The sequence below is a fragment of the Ensifer adhaerens genome, assembly GCF_001270265.1.
Taxonomy (GTDB): domain Bacteria; phylum Pseudomonadota; class Alphaproteobacteria; order Rhizobiales; family Rhizobiaceae; genus Ensifer; species Ensifer adhaerens_B.
In genome coordinates this window covers 37816-54387 of the sequence record NZ_LGAP01000026.1, presented here as the reverse complement: position 1 = coordinate 54387, position 16572 = coordinate 37816, and the positions used below count along the sequence as shown (strand labels likewise).

Sequence of the window (16572 nt, the reverse complement as noted above, 5' to 3'; positions counted from 1 at the left end):
TTATTCTTCGATAGGTGAATCTTCGTCTTCGAAATTCTCGTTCGCGGCGCGCGCTGCCTTGGCCTTCTTGTCGGCTGTCAGGGCGTCACGGATCAGGTCGTCGGTCAGGATCAACCGCGCTTCCGCAAGCGTGGTGAAGGGAATGACCACCGTCGCTTCCTCGCCATAGGCCGGCTGATCGCGCTCGAGCTGGAAGCCATCTGCATCCACCGACACGATCTTGCCACGGAAACGCTTGCGGCCTTCGACCAGCACCGAGGTCTCGCATTTCAGCAGGTGACCCTGCCAGCGGAAGAAATCGGACTTGCGAACCATCGGGCGGTCGATGCCGGGCGACGACACTTCCAGATGATACGCCTTGTCGACCGGATCTTCCACATCGAGAACCGGGGAAATGGCCATCGAGATCGCTTCGCAATCGTCGACGGTCATGGTGCCGTCGTTGCGCTCGGCCATGATCTGCAGCGTCATGCCGTTCTGGCCGGACATGCGCACGCGCACCAGGCGATAGCCCATCGGCGTCAGCACCGGCTCGATGATGTCGGCGATGCGCTGATCAAGACCGGTCTCGGTGATCAGGCGGGGTTCATATTCATTTTCAGCCGTTGTCGGATCGGACAAACGATGTCTCCTCATGGGACCGGCTAATAAAAAAGAGCGGGTCCTGACGGGCCCACTCTTCATCTACCGATCAAGAATTTGAGGCCCATATACGCCTCGTTGCCGCAAATTGCAAGGTGTTCGACCGGTGGCGGCCGAAGCCGCCAGAGAGATGCGGGCGACAGGCAATCGATGCGACGGCAAGTTTCAGCGGCTGGCACTTCGGTCTTCGAGGTTTATAACAGGCAACGAACCGCTTCGATACCGCAATCAAAAGACACGAGAGAGAAGACGAGGTGCCCACCCGAATCTCGCCACTGGCCCCCTTCAAGCATGACATCTTCCGCACCATCTGGATCGCGAGCCTCGCATCCAACTTCGGCGGCCTCATTCAGACGGTCGGCGCCGCCTGGCTGATGACCTCGATTTCCTCGTCGGCCAACATGGTCGCGCTGGTACAGGCCTCGACCTCGCTTCCCATCATGATGTTCTCGCTGGTTTCGGGGGCGCTTGCCGACAATTTCGACCGGCGGCGGATCATGCTGGTGGCGCAGTGTTTCATGCTGACGGTGTCGGTGCTTCTGACCGTCTGCGCCTATCTCGGCATCATCACGCCGTGGCTGCTTCTGCTCTTCACCTTCCTGATCGGCTGCGGCACCGCGCTCAACAATCCCTCCTGGCAGGCTTCGGTCGGCGACATGGTTCCGCGCGACGACCTGCCGGCGGCAGTCGCGCTGAACAGCATGGGCTTCAACATCACCCGCAGCGTCGGCCCGGCAATCGGCGGCGTGATCGTCGCGACCGCGGGTGCGGCGGCAGCCTTTGCCGCCAATTCGCTCAGCTACTTCGCCATCCTCTTTGCGCTGGTGCGCTGGCGGCGCGAAGTGACCATGAGCCCATTGCCGCGCGAAACACTCGGCAGGGCGATCACGGCCGGCCTGCGCTATGTCGTCATGTCGCCCAATATCGGCAAGGTGCTGGTGCGCGGCTTCCTGTTCGGCCTGTCGGCCAGCGCCATTCTCGCGCTTCTGCCGCTGGTGGCGCGCGACCTCGTCCGGGGCGGCCCGCTCACCTACGGCCTGATGCTCGGCGCCTTCGGCCTCGGGGCGATCGGCGGCGCATTGCTCAGCGCAAGGCTGCGTGAAATGATGTCGAGCGAGGCGATCGTTCGCCTGGCCTTCGGCGGCTTTGCCCTGAGCACGCTCGTCATTGCGTTCAGCCCCTATGCGTGGCTCAGCTGTCTCATGCTGCTGGTCTCCGGTGCATCCTGGGTGCTGGCGCTGTCGCTGTTCAACACCACCGTCCAGCTTTCGGCGCCGCGCTGGGTGGTCGGCCGGGCGCTGTCGCTCTACCAGACCATGACCTTCGGCGGCATTGCCGGCGGCAGCTGGCTCTGGGGCACGACGGCCGAGCTCTATGGCGCCACCAACGCGCTTATTGTCTCCTGTCTGCTGATGCTGGCGGGGGCGGCCATCGGCCTGCGCCTGCCCTTGCCTGAGTTCAAATCGCTCAACCTCGACCCGCTCAACCGCTTCAACGAACCGTTGCTTGAGCTGGACCTGAAACCGCGCAGCGGTCCGATCGTCATCATGATCGATTACGAGATCGACGATGCCGACATACCGGAATTCCTGGAGACCATGGCCGAACGGCGGCGCATCCGCATCCGCGACGGCGCCGGCCATTGGGCGCTGATGCGCGACCTGGAAATTCCGACGACCTGGACGGAAACCTACCATGTGCCGACCTGGGTGGAGTATGTGCGCCACAACCAGCGCCGCACGCAAGCCGACGCCTCGGTCGGCGACAAGCTGACGGCGCTGCATCGCGGCGGCGCACCGCCGCGGGTGCACCGCATGATCGAGCGCCAGACGATCGTTCCGACCCATTACGAGCGCTACAAGCGACAGGTGAACGTCGACATGCACTGACGCGCTGTCCCGCGCGGACGCATAGCGCCCGATGCCATGAGACAAGCGGGGGCCGTCGGGAACGGCCACAAACCCGGGCGCCGGTGGGCGGAAAATTACCGAAGCTTCGCCTTCAGCGAAGCGTCGGGAAAGCAGGTCGGCGCCAGGCCGTTCTTGGCCTGCCAGTCACCGAGCGAGCGGCGTGTCTTGTAGCCGGCAAGCCCGTCGGCCTTGCCGACGTCGTAGCCCTTGGCAACCAGGGCCTTCTGCATCGCCAGGACATCGGAGCGCAGCATGTTGCCGACGTCGCCCCAGGTGCCGCGGAAGGTGCCGCCACCCGAGCCGATGCGATCGGCAAGATTGCCGATGAACAACGCATAGAGGTCGGAGTTGTTGTACTCCTTGAGCACGTAGAAATTCGGCGTGACGATGAACTCCGGCCCATGCGTGCCGGCCGGAACCAGCATCATCGAGGGTGCCGAAAGCTCATGCGATGGGAACGCCTTGCCGGAAATGCGGGTGATGCCCTTGGTCGCCCAGTCGGACATCGGCTGGGCAAGATCCGGCCCTTCCTGCGCGCAGGAGACGCCAGCCGGGATCGACACTTCAAAACCCCAGTCACGGCCGCGCTGCCAGCCCTTCTTGACGAGATAGTTGGCGATCGAGGCCAGGCTGTCAGGAACCGAGTTCCAGATGTCGCGGCGGCCGTCGCCGTCGAAATCGACGGCATATTGCAGGAAGCTCGACGGCATGAACTGCGGCTGCCCCATGGCGCCGGCCCAGGAGCCGCGCATCGACGCCTCTTCGACGTCGCCGCTCTCCAGAATGTGCAAGGCGGCGATCAGCTCGCGGCGGAACAGATCTGGCCGGGTCGACATGAAGGCCTTCGTCGCCAGGACGTCGACGACCGGATAGGGAATTTTGGCGCGGCCGAAGCCGGATTCACGGCCCCAGATCGCCACGACCACCGAGGCCGGAACGCCATAGGCCTTCTCGATCCGCTTCAAGGTGGCGGCATGCGTCGAGGCAAGGCTTCGTCCCGTTGCCGCCAGTCCCTGCAGGCGCTTCTCGGAGAAATAGCTGCCGGGCGAGGAAAACTCCGCCTGGCTCTGCTTCTGCTCCTTCGGCTTGGGGAAACCGGGCGGCGCCAGATCGGGCAGGTCCCAGTTCAGCTTCACGTCGGCAAATGCCGCCTTGAACGATCGCGCCGAAACGCCCGACTTCTCGGCTTCCGGCCAGAGATCGCGCTGCAGCCACTGGCGAAACTGGTTCTCGACATCGGCCTTGGAGGCGGCCTGGGCGAAGCCCGCGAAAACGCAGAACAGCAAGGTCGACAGTGATAGAAATCTCAGCATCCGGCTTCCCTATCGGTTGGATCGCAGGCGGTTGGAGCGGTAGGTCCGCTCAGATCAAGGTGCGGGCGCGAAGGGCGGCAGCCAGCGTACCCTCGTCGAGATAATCGAGTTCGCCGCCGACAGGCACACCATGGGCAAGCCGGGTGATCTTCACCTCCATGCCCTCGAGCTGGTCGGTGATATAGTGGGCAGTGGTCTGGCCCTCGACTGTGGCGTTGACGGCGATGATCAGTTCGCGCACGCCGCCATTGGCAACGCGCTGCACCAGTCCCTTGATGTTGAGATCGTCGGGGCCGACGCCGTCGAGCGGCGACAGCGTGCCGCCGAGCACGTGATAGGCGGCGTTCATGGCCGCGGCGCGTTCCAGCGCCCAAAGATCGGCGACATCCTCGACGACGATGATCACCGACTGGTCGCGGCGTTCATCGGCGCAGACCGTGCAGGGATCGATCGTGTCGACATTGCCGCAGCACGAGCAGATGCGCACCTTGCGGTGGGCCTCGCCCATGGCTTCCGCCAGGGGGCCAAGCAGCTGGTCCTTCTTCTTGACCAGGTGGAGCGCCGCGCGCCGCGCCGAACGCGGCCCTAGCCCCGGCACCTTTGCCAGAAGCTGGATCAGTTTTTCGATTTCGGGACCGGTGACTCGCTTTGCCATGCGGCGCTTTTAGCTCATATCGCCGACAAACGGAATCGCCTTGCCGGAATATGACGGGGCGCCGGCCCTCAACAGAGCAGGAACCCGCCGACGCGCGGAAGCAAAAACTCAACGGGTGGCGATGACGACGGCCGCCCCGGCAATGGTTCCGGCACTGGCGCGATTGGCGATGCGCACGGCGCGCTTGCTTTTCAGGAGTTTGCGGGCATTGGCGGCCATGGTTACCCAGCCCAGATCGACCACGACCAGAACCACCAGCATGGTCGCAACCAGCTCCATCCAGCCGATCAAGGTGACCGAGCGCAGGTCGATGATCGAGGGCAACAGGGCGACGTAGAACATCATCACCTTGGGATTGCCGAGCGTCACGGTCAGGCCGGCGAAGAACAGCTTGGAGGCCGAACGCGACTGCGGCAGGCTGTCTCCGGGCAGATCCGGTTCGGCCATCCACATTTTCCAGGCGAGATAGAACAGGTAGGCGACGCCCAGCCACTTGATGGCGACGAACAGCAGATGGAAACTTTCGGCGATCGCTGCAAGGCCCGCCACCGCGAACGACAGCCAGATGGCCTCGCCGATCCAGAGCGCCACGAGGAAAGGCAGCACGTCGCGCGCGCCCTTCGACAGCACACGCGCCACAAGGGCCGCGACGCTCGGCCCGGGCGAGCCGGCCGCAACCAGCAATGCACCGGCAAACATAAGCAGGGACGTCATGGTCATGCGCGATCCTCCTCGGGAGGCGGCAATTTATCATGCTTTGCCATCGGCGCCAGTCTTCCGCCACCGCGAAATCGCGTGCATCGAATATCAACACAATCTAATGTTGTTGTTCGGAGATGGAGGGTGCGATGAACGACACGACTTTCCGCTACGCCAAGCCCAGCGAAGAGTGCGACCTGATCATGAAGGGTGGCATCACCTCCGGCGTGGTGTTTCCGCGCGCCATTACGGAGTTGGCGACCCGTTACCGCTTCATGCGCATTGGCGGAACCTCGGCGGGCGCCATCGCCGCCGTGATGACGGCGGCTGCGGAGTACCGGCGGCAAACCGGCGCGACGGCGGAAGAGAAGAATGCTGGCTTTGCCCTCATCGACGCCATGCCTGGCGAGCTGGCGGCAAACCTCGCAACCTTCTTTCAGCCCTCGCCCGACACGGCCCCTCTCTTTCGCATCGGCATGGCAGCCGTTCGCACACGGCACAGCAGGGCCAGAACCTGCGCCTTGGAGACGCTGCGGGTCTTCGCCGTGCCGGCGCTGCTTGGCGCAGCACCCGGCATTTTGATCTCTGTTGCCGGTGTGCTCAGCCTCGGCGTCGCGACACTGCTGCTTGGCATCGTTATCGCCTTGATCGGCGCAATCGTGATGATCCTCTATCAATTCTACCGGGCGGTAGCGGTGTCCCTGCCGGCCAACGATTTCGGCCTATGCAGCGGCCTGACCCGGCCGGGTACGAAGAACCCGGCTTTCACCAACTGGATCTCGGAAAGAATAGAGGCGATAGCCGGCCCGCTCCGGCAGGATGGTTCGGACAGGCCGTTGACCATCGGCGACCTCGAGGCACACGACATCACACTTAGAAGCGTGACCACCGACCTCTCCTCGCGCCGTCCCTATGAGTTGCCATTCGGCGACCGGGTCCATAACTATCGTAAATCGGAGTTCGAGGCATTGTTTCCGCCCTCGATCATGGCGTACCTGCTCAAGGAGAGCAAACCACGCGACATCGTCGCCGCCGATGGATCGAAGGATTTCTACCAGCTGCCGCCGGCAAGCAAGCTGCCCGTGGCCATTATCGCCCGTATGAGCCTGAGCTTTCCCGGGTTGATCCGCGCCGTGCCGCTTTACCGCTACGACTACTCGCTGAAAAGCAGCGCACGACGCGATCCCGCCACGCACATCCGCTGTCTGTTTTCCGACGGTGGCATCACCAGCAACTTTCCGATCCATCTTTTCGACGGCCTTCTGCCTGGACGACCGACCTTCGGCATCTCGCTTACCAGCTACGATCGGCGACGGCACGGCGATGACGCGGACAGGGCAAGCCGCGTCAATCTTCCGCGCAAGACGTCCGAAGGCAAGGTCGCCCCCATCTACCCGGTCGAAGGACTGTTCGGCTTTGTCGGCGCCATCCTCGACACGGCGCGCAATTGGCAGGACACGCTGCAGAGCCAGTTGCACGGCTACAGCGAGCGGATCGTCGAAGTCAGGCTCGACGATGCCAAGGAGGGTGGGCTCAATCTGGATATGGATCGCGAAACGGTCGCCTATCTCAGCGCACTCGGCGGAAGGGCCGGCGAGACGATTCTTGCCGATTTCGATTTCAACGAACACCGTTGGCGGCGTGCGTTGACGATGCTGCCGACGCTGGCGGAATCGCTGAGAAAGCTCTCGGCACGCTACTATGCGCCGCCGACGGACAGCACCTCCGACTATCCAACGATCCTGACGAACTACGACCCGACCGGACTGGTGGGGTCGTCCAGGGTCGAACGCGCGGCACTCAATAATTTCGCCTCGAAGCTCGCCGAAATCGGCGCGACGCTCGATCAACGACCGATACCGCCGGCCTCCACACAGAAAGCCGATCTGCGCATCACCGCAAGCATGGACACCAATCCGCGCGGCGCCAGCCCGGCGAAGCCGATCGTTCCGGCACCGCCACCCGATTCATACTGCATAATTCCTTAAATCGGATCCGATTTAAGGATAAAATTATGCAGCAAGTTTAAGGCGTTACAGCGTCCATTGCGCGTCACATTTGACGCGCGGCGCTGTAGCAGCGAAGAACAGCCGCTTAGAACGGCAGCTTCATGCCGGGCGGGATCGGCAGGCCGGCGGTAAGTTCGCGGGTCTTTTCGGCCTGGACGGCCTCGGCCTTGTCCTTGGCGTCCTTGTGAGCCGCGACGATCAGGTCTTCGAGAATCTCGACGTCGTCTTCCCTAAACAGCGACGGGTCGATCTTCAGGCTCTTCAGCGTGCCCTTGCCATCGAGACGGACGGTGACGAGGCCGCCACCGGAGACACCATCGACTTCGAGTGCGGCGATTTCCGCCTGCATCTTCTCCATCTTGGCCTGCATTTCCTTGACCTTGCCCATCATCCCCATGATGTCGCGCATCGTCGTCTCCTGTTCTCTAGAAATTTCCGGTCGTTCGTTCCGACGGACTATTCGATATCGTCGCCGGGGACGATATCGCCATCGGCGGATTCGGCTGTGGCCGGAGCAACGCTCTCGGCCTCTTCTTCCTCGACGGCGCGAATACGCACGTCGGTGATCTTTGCACCCGGGAAACGGGCAAGAATGGCGGCGACATCCGGGTCCTGGCGCGCGTCGCTGACACGCTTCTCCTGGGCCCGCTGTTCGGCCTCGATCATCGTCGGCTCGCCAGGCTCGCGGCTGTAGCTGACGATCCAGTGGATACCGGTCCATTCCTTGAGCTTGACGGCGAGTTCGCCGAGCAGCGTCTTCGGCGCGTCGTCGGGCACGTTGACATCAAGACGGCCGGGCTCGATGCGTACCAGCCGCACGAAGCCGCGCACCAGCGTCTTCAGCTTGATGTCCTTATTCTTCGCACAGAGGTCGGCGATATCGCTGACCGAATTGACCGGCACCGACGGCTGCGCCTTCGCGGCCGGGGCGATTGCCGGCCGCTCCTCGATCTGTCCGACACTGATCGGCTGCGGGCTGACATCGGGAACCGCACGCAACATCGTCGCGCCGTTGCCGGTCGGCCGTCCCATCGATGTCGGTTGGGCGGCCTGTGCCTGCAAGGGGGCGCCGGCCGAGGCCTGCATGCCACCGCCATTGCCGCCACCTGGAGCAGGACGGGCGCCGCCATTGTCGCTGCCGGACAGTTCGAGCACGCGTCTCGCCGCCTCTTCGGGCGGTGGAAGATGGGCCGCATGGGCAAGCCGGATCAACACCATTTCGGCAGCACCTGCCGGGCGTGAAGAGCTTTCGGCCTCGGGAATGCCTTTCAGCAGCATCTGCCAGATGCGCGACAGCGTACTGACGGCGACATTGCCGGCAAATTCGGCACCGCGTGTGCGCTCGATCTCGCTCAAGGACTGGTCACCGGCGGCATCCGGCACGTACTTCAGCCGGGTGACGAGGTGGGTGAAATCGGCAAGATCGGTCAGGACCACGGTCGGGTTGGCGCCGGCCTCGTATTGTGCCGCGAATTCGCCGAGTGCTGCAGCAACGTCGCCCCTGACGATATGCTCGAACAGATCGACGATGCGGGCGCGATCGGCAAGGCCGAGCATCGAGCGCACGGTCTCGACCTCGACGGAACCGCCGCCATGGGCGATCGCCTGGTCGAGCAGCGACAGGCCGTCACGGGCCGAACCTTCGGCCGCACGCGCAACCATCGCCAGCGCTTCCGGGTCGAAACGAACACCTTCCTTGCCGAGAATGGTCGAAAACAGGCCGACGAGGTCGGAGCCGCTGATGCGCCTCAGATCGAACCGCTGGCAGCGCGACAGCACGGTGATCGGAACCTTGCGGATTTCGGTGGTGGCGAAGATGAACTTCACATGCTCCGGCGGCTCTTCCAGCGTCTTCAACAGACCGTTGAAGGCCTGCGTCGACAGCATGTGCACTTCGTCGATGATATAGACCTTGTAGCGCGCCGAAACCGGGCGGTAGCGCACCTGCTCGATGATCTCGCGGATATCGTCGATGCCGGTATGGGAGGCGGCGTCCATCTCGATGACGTCGACATGGCGGCCGTCCATGATCGCCTGACAATGTTCGCCGAGAGCGCGCAGGTCGATGGTCGGCCGATCGATTTCGACTGTCTTGTAGTTCAGCGCACGGGCGAGAATGCGGGCAGTCGTGGTCTTGCCCACCCCGCGCACGCCGGTCAGCATGTAGGCTTGAGCGATGCGGCCGGTTTCGAACGCGTTGGTCAGCGTGCGCACCATCGGCTCCTGGCCGACCATCAGGTCGGAGAAATCCTTGGGGCGGTACTTGCGCGCCAGAACGCGGTAGGCGGCTGGTTTCTGTTCGGATGAAATGGACGTTTCGTCGCTCATCGACCCTGCCGCTGCTTGAACTCGTGTCCCGACAGGACGGATTTACGGCACCGCGCGTCGCTTCGGATGCGTCTTCATACCGTAACATTCTGTGGTGCTGCGCGATTGCTGAGAGCGGTTTCGATCTCAGCAATCATGCAGGTGGGAGGCTGGCACGATGACCCGTGCCGGGGCTCGTTAGGGCTGCTTCCTTCCGGACCTGACCCGGTTGGCGAGTGGCTCGTCCACCACCAACCTCCCGGCTCCCATATCGGCAATATCGCAAGCAAATGCAAGCCAAGCCATCAAAAAACTGATATCGATATGCAAAACAAGGCGAATCTGCTCCCGGCCCAAGGAGACCTTCTTGACGACATTCACCCTCGACGAGCGGCTTGAACGCGACGGCATCCCGATCGCCTCGATCGGCCTCTGCCAAATGCGCCTGATGAACGATCGCCGCTGGCCCTGGCTGGTGCTCATACCGCAACGTGGGGGCATGTCCGAGATTTTCGATCTGACACCGCTCGACCAGACGATGCTGACCTTCGAAACCAACATGGTGGCGACCGCCTTGAAAAAGGTCACCGGTGCCGAGAAGATCAATGTCGGGGCGCTCGGCAACATCGTCCGGCAGCTCCATGTGCACATCATCGCCCGCAGCGATGGCGACCCGAACTGGCCCGGACCCGTCTGGGGCTTCGGCAAGCCGGAGCCGTGGGACGAGAAAGAACATCAGGCCTTTGCAGCCCGCATTCTGGAAAATCTCTGAACATGACGAAATCGATCTTTGACCTTCGAAGCCCCCATCCGGAGCCGAGCACCCTCGTCGCCTTTTCCGAGAACCATCTGGAGCGTCAGTCCGAGCACCGCGCCGACGATTGCGTCGAGTTGGCGCTCAAGCATCCGGGCGCCCATTTCCTGGCCTTTTCCGGACCGAAGCTGATCGTCAAACACGACGAGAAGATCATCGATCCGCTGTTTGCACCCTATGAGCTCGACGGGCTCGAGCCGGTACTCGACGAAACGATCCTGCTCGGCTACCTGCCGAACGGAGAGCCGCGGCTCGCCGTGCCGACCGGTCTTCCCGAGGACAATATCGCCGAGCCGTTCAAGATCGCCGACGGGCGCACGCTCTACCGCCAGCAGATGCTGCCTGAAGAACTGCTTGGTCAGTTCGCCCAAGGATCGAGCCTCATCACCTGGAACGCCAACAACCGCTTCTGCGGCCGTTGCGCCGGACCGATGGAAGGCAAGGCCGGCGGCTATCGCCGCGTCTGCACCGCCTGCGGCCACATGGTTTTCCCCCGCACCGATCCCGTCGTCATCATGATGACCATCGACTTGGAACGCGATCTCTGCCTGCTTGGCCGCAGCCCGCATTTCGCGCCGGGCATGTATTCGTGCCTTGCCGGCTTCGTCGAGCCGGGCGAAACCATCGAAAACGCCGTGCGCCGCGAAACCCATGAGGAATCAGGCATCCACATCGGCCGCGTGCGCTATCACGCCTCGCAGCCCTGGCCGCTGCCGCATTCGCTGATGATCGGCTGCTATGCCGAGGCAAAATCGACTGTCATCAAGCGCGACGAACAGGAACTGGAGGACGTGCGCTGGTTCACACGCGAGGAAACCATCGCGATGCTCGAAAGGTCGACCGGCGTCGCCGACACCGGCGATGAGCACATTCCGCCGCCGAAAGGCGCGATCGCCCACCAACTGATGCGCGACTGGCTTGCCTGGGGCGAGCGGGCGTAAGAGCGCTCGGGCTTCGATCAAGAGGAGGCCGGCCTTGTCCCGCTCCGAACGGCTGCTCGATCTTCTGCAGGTACTGCGCCGCTATCGCCAGCCCGTCAGCGGGCGGCGGCTGGCGGAGGAAACCGGGGTCAGCCTGAGAACGCTCTACCGCGATATCGCCAGCCTGCAGGCACAGGGCGCCCATATCGAGGGCGAGCCGGGGCTGGGCTATATCCTGAAGCCCGGCTTCATGCTGCCGCCGATGATGTTCTCGCAGGAGGAGATCGAGGCGCTGGTGCTCGGCTCGCGCTGGGTGGCAAAACGCGCCGACGGCCATCTGGCGGCGGCCGCCGCCGATGCGCTCGCCAAGATCGCCGCGGTTCTGCCGGCAGATCTTCGCGACGAACTCGATGCCTCGACGCTGCTCGTCGGGCCGAGCCCGCCGATGATCGACACCATCGACGTTGCACTGTTGCGCAAGGCCATACGTAACGAGCGCAAGCTCGACCTGAATTACATCGATACGGATGGCGGCGAGACCCATCGTACGGTCTGGCCGTTTGCCCTTGGCTTCTTCGAGAATGTCCGGGTTCTCGTCGCCTGGTGCGAGTTGCGCCAGAGCTTCAGGCATTTCCGGACCGACCGCATCCGGCAGGCCGACATGCGCGAGACGCGCTACGGGCGTCGCAGGCCGGTATTGCTTCGGGAATGGCGGGCGACGCAGAATATTGTCGCGCCTGACAGCGGGCGGGTCGGTTCGACCTAAAGCATTTCCAGGAAAAGTGCGGAGCGGTTTTCCGTCCGGAAAATGCGTAAAAGACTGGCCAATCTATGCTGACAGAAATTGGCAGTGGTGCGCACTAATCTGCAACTCCCAAACAAGGAGACAGATCATGGCCAAGGCAAATCTCATCGTACTCTATGTCGACGATCCGCTCGCAAGCGTCGCCTTCTATCGCAAGCTGCTCGACAAGGAACCGCTCGTCTCCTTCCCGACCTTTTCGTCGTTCGAGTTGCAGGGCGGCTTCGTGCTCGGGCTTTGGGCGCAAAACACGGTGGCGCCGCCGCCGTCGAAGGCGGGCAGCCGCGCGGAATTGGCATTCATGGTGGAAGACGAGGCGGCGGTTCGCACGCACTATGAAAAATGGAAAGGCGCTGGCCTGCCGATTGCGCAGGACCTGACGAAGATGGATTTCGGACCGACCTTCGTGGCGCTTGACCCGGACGGGCACCGCCTGCGCGTGTGCCTCTTTGACGACTAAAGCGCATCGCGATCTTTCAGATGCGCTTGCTACGCTTTAAGTTCTTGTTTTTACGCATGTCGTTATCGCAAAACCGCAGCACACTTTTGCGCGACATGCTCTAGGCCAAGAGCATTGCGCGTATCCCGCCAGCTTCGGTGGCGGGATACGGCGAATGGTGCTGATTAGCGGCCGTAAACGGCGGCCTGGATCTGCGAACGGGAAATACCGATATCGCTCAGGGCGTGGTCGTCGAGCGAATTCAGCTCGCGGATCGCACGGCGCATTTTTGCATATTCAACGATCTTCTGACGGATCTTCATTTTTAACACTCCATATGTGAACGAGTGTCAGATAGGCATTTGCACATTATTTAGGTACCACCGCGATTGCAGATTAGGCATGCACCAGACGCGTAGCCGGTTAACGCATTGGTAAGCCTGATCTGCACCGCAGTCGGGTGGCGGCTTAAAGCACGCCGCGCATCGGATGCGCCTTGTAGGTGCCAAGAATGCGGACCTTCTCGGAGAAGAAGCGCAACTCGTCCATGGCATGACGTACACCCACATCATCCGGGTGACCCTCGATATCCGCATAGAATTGCGTGGCCACGAACTTGCCGCCGAGCTGGTAGCTTTCGAGCTTCGTCATGTTGATGCCGTTGGTGGCAAAGCCACCCATCGCCTTGTAGAGGGCGGCGGGAATGTTGCGCACATTGAACACGAAGGTGGTGATGATCAGTTCGTCATCGGCGCTGCGGGCAAGCCGCTGTTCCTCGCGCGACAGCACCACAAAGCGCGTCACGTTGCTTTCGGTGTCCTCGACATTCTCCGCGACGATCTCGAGGCCGTAGAGATCGGCGGCAAGCCGCGGCGCGAGCGCTGCCATCGAGCGATCCCCCTTTTCCGACACCAGCTTTGCTGCCCCTGCGGTGTCGCCGGCAACCACCGGCTTCCAGCCGTTGGCACGCACGATCTTGCGGCACTGCCCGAGCGCGTGGATATGGCTGTGGACGGTACGGATCTCATCGCGCGTCACACCCGGCAGCACCATCAGCTGGAAACGGATCGGCATGAAATATTCGCCGACGATATGAAGGCGCGATTCGGGCAGCAGATGGTGAATATCGGCGACGCGACCGGCAATGGTGTTTTCGATCGGGATCATCGCGAGATCCGCTTCGCCGTTCTCCACCGCCACGAAGGCGTCTTCGAACGTCTGGCAGGGAAGCGGCTCCATCGACGGAAACATGTCGCGGCAGGCCATGTCGGAATTGGCGCCGTAATCGCCCTGGAAGGAGATCCTGTTGGTCTTCGTGGTCACACTATCTTCCTTCTCAGGCTTTTTCGGAAAGGATGCGGCGGGCTTTTTCCAGCTCGACCGGCGTATCGACGCCGAGCGGCACGGTATCGACGATTTCGACATCGATGCGCATGCCGGCTTCAAGCGCGCGCAACTGCTCGAGCGATTCGCGCTTTTCCAGCGTCGACGGCTTCAGAGCGACGAATTTTTCGAGCGCCGGGCGCCGGTAGGCATAAAGGCCGATGTGGTGATAGAGCGGCCCCTGTCCGTAGGGCGCGGTCGCGCGCGTAAAATAAAGAGCGCGCAGGCGCGTCTCCGACAATGGCGAGCCGACGATCTTGACGATGTTGGGGCTCTTCTTTTCCTCTTCGTCGGTGATCGCCACCGTCAGGGTCGCGATATCGGTCGCGGCGTTGTCGACAAGCGGCTTCAACGAGGCACGAATCGGTGCGGGCTCGATCGTCGGCAGGTCGCCCTGCACGTTGATGACGAACTCCGCCTCGCCGTGCGGATCGGCCTTCAGCAGGGCCTCGTAGATCCGGTCGGATCCGGACTGGTGGTCGACCCGCGTCATGATCGCCTCGAAACCCGCGTCGCGCACGACATCGAAAACACTCTGGTCGTCGACGGCCACGACGACGCGCCCGACATCGGCTTCCGCCGCGCGCTTGGCAACCTGGACGATCATCGGCAGGCCGCAAATGTCGGCGAGCGGTTTGCCCGGCAGACGGGTGGAGGCCATGCGCGCCGGAATGAGCACGATGGCTTTGCCTGAATTTTCGCGATTCATGATGTGGCCTTCAAAAACCCCGCCCAAAGTGTCAAAAAGTCTCAGTTCGGGGCCCATAATCTCTGTTGCAACGCAGAGCCAAAAGACATAGGTTCCGCGCGATTTCAAGATGGGCCGGGTTTTTGTTTACGCCGGTGGCAAAGGGAGCGTTTGCAGATGAACTCATATGTGAACATGGGCGTGGGTGCCTTTCTGGGTACGGTTTTCGTTCTGATGTCCGTATCCATTGCGTCGGAAGGCATTTTCCATTCCGAGGCTCCCGAGAAGGAAGGCTTTGCGATCATCGCTGAAGAAGGCACGTCCGAAGCTGGCGCCGGCGCCCAGGAAGCGGCTGAAGTCGACATCAAGCCCTTGCTCCTCAAGGCAGACGCTGCAGCCGGCGAAACCGTGTTCAAGAAATGCGCAAGCTGTCACACCGTGGATAAGGGAGGGGCCAACAAGGTCGGCCCCAACCTCTGGGGTCTCGTCAACCGCCCGATCGGCTCGCATGAGGGCTTCAGCTACTCGGCTGGCATGAAGACCTTCTCCGAAGGCGGCAAGGTCGTCTGGGACTACGACCACCTCAGCTTCTTCATCGAGGCGCCGAAGAAGCACGTTCCCGGCACCGCGATGGGCTTTGCCGGCGTGAAGAAGCCGGACGAACGCGCCAACCTGATCGCATATCTGCGCGAACAGGCCGATGCTCCGGCCGCTCTCCCGGATGCTGCGGCCGCAGAAGCTGCTCCGGCTGCCGAAGGTACCGCCGAAAAGCCGGCTGAAGGTCAGCAGGCTCCTGCCGAAGCGCCGGCAACGGAAGCCAAGCCGGCCGAAGGCCAGCCCGCACCGGCTCACTAAGCCCAAGCGTTTCAACGATCGAATTTCGAGAAGCCCGGCCATCGCGCCGGGCTTTTTGCTGTCTTGCCCCAGGTCGATCCGGTCTGAATACGCCCGATTTACATCACGCTGACCTACATCAAGAGATAGGCCCAGACCGAAACGCTGACGACGCCAAGCGCCGTCGTCAGCGTAATGGTCGAGGACGCCAGCGCATGACCGACGTTGAAATGATTGGCGATCAGCCATGCGTTAACGCCGGTCGGCACCGCCGAAGTCAGCACGAGCGCGGTCGTCCAACTGTCGTTGAGACCGAGCAGGTGGCAGGCGGCAAAGACGACGCCAGGCAGGACCACGAGCTTCAGAAGGCTCGTGACCGTCGCTAGCCGGAGATTGCCGACAAGGCCGTACTTGTCGAGCGCCATGCCGATTGAGACCAGCGCGGCAGGTGCTGCGGTGGCGGCAAGCTGATCGACGACGCTCTTGACCGGACCGCCGAGCGGCTGGCCGAGCAAATGGAAGGCTGCGCCGCAGGCAAGGCCGATGACCAGCGGGTTGCGCAACAGATTGCGGGCAACGCCGGCCAAGAGCTTCAGAGGGCTTTGCCCCGGTCTGCCGCTGACCTTGCGCTCGGCGCGCTCCATCAGCACCGTGCCGGCAATCATCATCACCGGCAGATGAACGGAAAGCAGGATCGACAGCGCCACGATCCCTTCCTCGCCGACGATGCGCGACACGAGCGGCAGACCGATAAAGACCGTGTTGGCGAAGGCCGAGGAAACGCCGGCCAGAACGCCCATGCGCGCATCGCGGCCAAAGGTGAGCGTCGCCGCGAGATGGCCGATGGTCCAGGTGACGGCGACACCGGAGAAATAGGCGACCCAGAGCGGCCAGGGCGAGTCATCGCGAAAATCCGCCTCGGCGATCGTGCGAAACAGAAGAACCGGCACCGCGACGCGGAAAACGAAATCGCCGAGCGCATCGCCGACGGTCGGCTTCAGGTAGCCGAGCCTGACGATCAGCCAACCGGTCAGGATCAGGATGAAGATGGGCAGAACGTTCAGGAAGATATCGGACATGCGTCAGCCTTGGGATCGGTCCGATAGGAATAGCCCCGTTCCGGCGACCGCCGCAAGGTTGCAAACCAGTCGCACGCC

17 protein-coding genes and 1 other RNA gene are annotated in these 16572 nt (G+C 62.6%); 7 read left to right on the top strand and 11 right to left on the bottom strand.

Annotation, left to right across the window (positions count from 1 at the left end; genetic code table 11):
* Complete coding sequence (rimP, locus tag AC244_RS26765; protein WP_053251868.1) at positions 1-621, bottom strand: ribosome maturation factor RimP; 621 nt, start codon at positions 619-621, stop codon at positions 1-3.
* Between the two features lie 275 nt (positions 622-896).
* Between rimP and AC244_RS26760 the strand changes: the two genes are divergently transcribed.
* Positions 897-2531 carry an MFS transporter gene (locus AC244_RS26760; protein ID WP_053251867.1) on the top strand — a complete coding sequence of 545 codons (1635 nt, stop codon included), beginning with the start codon at positions 897-899 and terminating at the stop codon, positions 2529-2531.
* Positions 2532-2626: 95 nt separating this feature from the next.
* Here the strand turns inward: AC244_RS26760 and AC244_RS26755 are convergent, their stop codons facing one another.
* The 3 genes from AC244_RS26755 to AC244_RS26745 form a co-directional block, all read right to left on the bottom strand.
* Positions 2627-3865: a lytic murein transglycosylase gene (locus tag AC244_RS26755; protein ID WP_053251866.1), complete on the bottom strand. Its 1239-nt coding sequence runs from the start codon at positions 3863-3865 to the stop codon at positions 2627-2629.
* A gap of 49 nt (positions 3866-3914) precedes the next feature.
* Positions 3915-4520 (bottom strand): recombination mediator RecR, encoded by a 606-nt coding sequence (gene recR / locus AC244_RS26750; RefSeq protein ID WP_053251865.1) that lies wholly within the window; start codon positions 4518-4520, stop codon positions 3915-3917.
* Between the two features lie 108 nt (positions 4521-4628).
* Positions 4629-5240: a LysE family translocator gene (locus AC244_RS26745; protein ID WP_053251864.1), complete on the bottom strand. Its 612-nt coding sequence runs from the start codon at positions 5238-5240 to the stop codon at positions 4629-4631.
* Between the two features lie 128 nt (positions 5241-5368).
* Here AC244_RS26745 and AC244_RS26740 point away from each other — a divergent pair, with 128 nt between their 5' ends.
* Positions 5369-7207 carry a patatin-like phospholipase family protein gene (locus tag AC244_RS26740; protein WP_053251863.1) on the top strand — a complete coding sequence of 613 codons (1839 nt, stop codon included), beginning with the start codon at positions 5369-5371 and terminating at the stop codon, positions 7205-7207.
* A gap of 106 nt (positions 7208-7313) precedes the next feature.
* On the opposite strand, the gene AC244_RS26735 is transcribed toward AC244_RS26740, so the two are convergent.
* The 3 genes from AC244_RS26735 to ffs form a co-directional block, all read right to left on the bottom strand.
* Complete coding sequence (locus AC244_RS26735) at positions 7314-7637, bottom strand: YbaB/EbfC family nucleoid-associated protein (protein ID WP_053251862.1); 324 nt, start codon at positions 7635-7637, stop codon at positions 7314-7316.
* A gap of 47 nt (positions 7638-7684) precedes the next feature.
* Positions 7685-9556 (bottom strand): DNA polymerase III subunit gamma/tau, encoded by a 1872-nt coding sequence (locus AC244_RS26730; RefSeq protein WP_053251861.1) that lies wholly within the window; start codon positions 9554-9556, stop codon positions 7685-7687.
* A 141-nt stretch (positions 9557-9697) separates the two neighbouring features.
* Positions 9698-9795, bottom strand: an RNA gene (gene ffs, locus AC244_RS34895) — signal recognition particle sRNA small type.
* Between the two features lie 107 nt (positions 9796-9902).
* On the opposite strand from ffs, the gene AC244_RS26720 reads away from it, so the two are divergent.
* The 4 genes from AC244_RS26720 to AC244_RS26705 all read left to right on the top strand — a co-directional run bounded on the left by AC244_RS26720 (position 9903) and on the right by AC244_RS26705 (position 12531).
* Positions 9903-10307, top strand: a complete 405-nt coding sequence (locus AC244_RS26720) for an HIT domain-containing protein (RefSeq protein ID WP_053251859.1) — start codon at positions 9903-9905, stop codon at positions 10305-10307.
* Positions 10308-10309: 2 nt separating this feature from the next.
* Entirely contained in the window at positions 10310-11290 is a 981-nt protein-coding gene (gene nudC, locus AC244_RS26715; protein WP_053251858.1) for an NAD(+) diphosphatase, read from the top strand.
* A gap of 34 nt (positions 11291-11324) precedes the next feature.
* Positions 11325-12035 carry a helix-turn-helix transcriptional regulator gene (locus AC244_RS26710; protein WP_053251857.1) on the top strand — a complete coding sequence of 237 codons (711 nt, stop codon included), beginning with the start codon at positions 11325-11327 and terminating at the stop codon, positions 12033-12035.
* 127 nt (positions 12036-12162) lie between these two features.
* Entirely contained in the window at positions 12163-12531 is a 369-nt protein-coding gene (locus AC244_RS26705) for a VOC family protein (protein ID WP_053251856.1), read from the top strand.
* 164 nt (positions 12532-12695) lie between these two features.
* Here AC244_RS26705 and AC244_RS35715 read toward each other — a convergent pair whose 3' ends face one another.
* From AC244_RS35715 to AC244_RS26695, 3 genes are all read right to left on the bottom strand, one after another.
* Entirely contained in the window at positions 12696-12833 is a 138-nt protein-coding gene (locus AC244_RS35715; protein WP_065784874.1) for a DUF1127 domain-containing protein, read from the bottom strand.
* Between the two features lie 145 nt (positions 12834-12978).
* Complete coding sequence (locus AC244_RS26700; protein ID WP_082367152.1) at positions 12979-13833, bottom strand: prephenate dehydratase; 855 nt, start codon at positions 13831-13833, stop codon at positions 12979-12981.
* Positions 13834-13846: 13 nt separating this feature from the next.
* On the bottom strand, positions 13847-14602 hold the full coding sequence (locus AC244_RS26695; RefSeq protein WP_053251855.1) for a 3-deoxy-manno-octulosonate cytidylyltransferase: 756 nt from the start codon (positions 14600-14602) through the stop codon (positions 13847-13849).
* Between the two features lie 156 nt (positions 14603-14758).
* Between AC244_RS26695 and AC244_RS26690 the strand changes: the two genes are divergently transcribed.
* Positions 14759-15436, top strand: coding sequence for a c-type cytochrome (locus AC244_RS26690; protein ID WP_053251854.1), 678 nt, complete (start codon positions 14759-14761; stop codon positions 15434-15436).
* 113 nt (positions 15437-15549) lie between these two features.
* Here the strand turns inward: AC244_RS26690 and AC244_RS26685 are convergent, their stop codons facing one another.
* Entirely contained in the window at positions 15550-16494 is a 945-nt protein-coding gene (locus tag AC244_RS26685; protein WP_053251853.1) for an AEC family transporter, read from the bottom strand.
* Positions 16495-16572 lie beyond the last annotated feature (78 nt).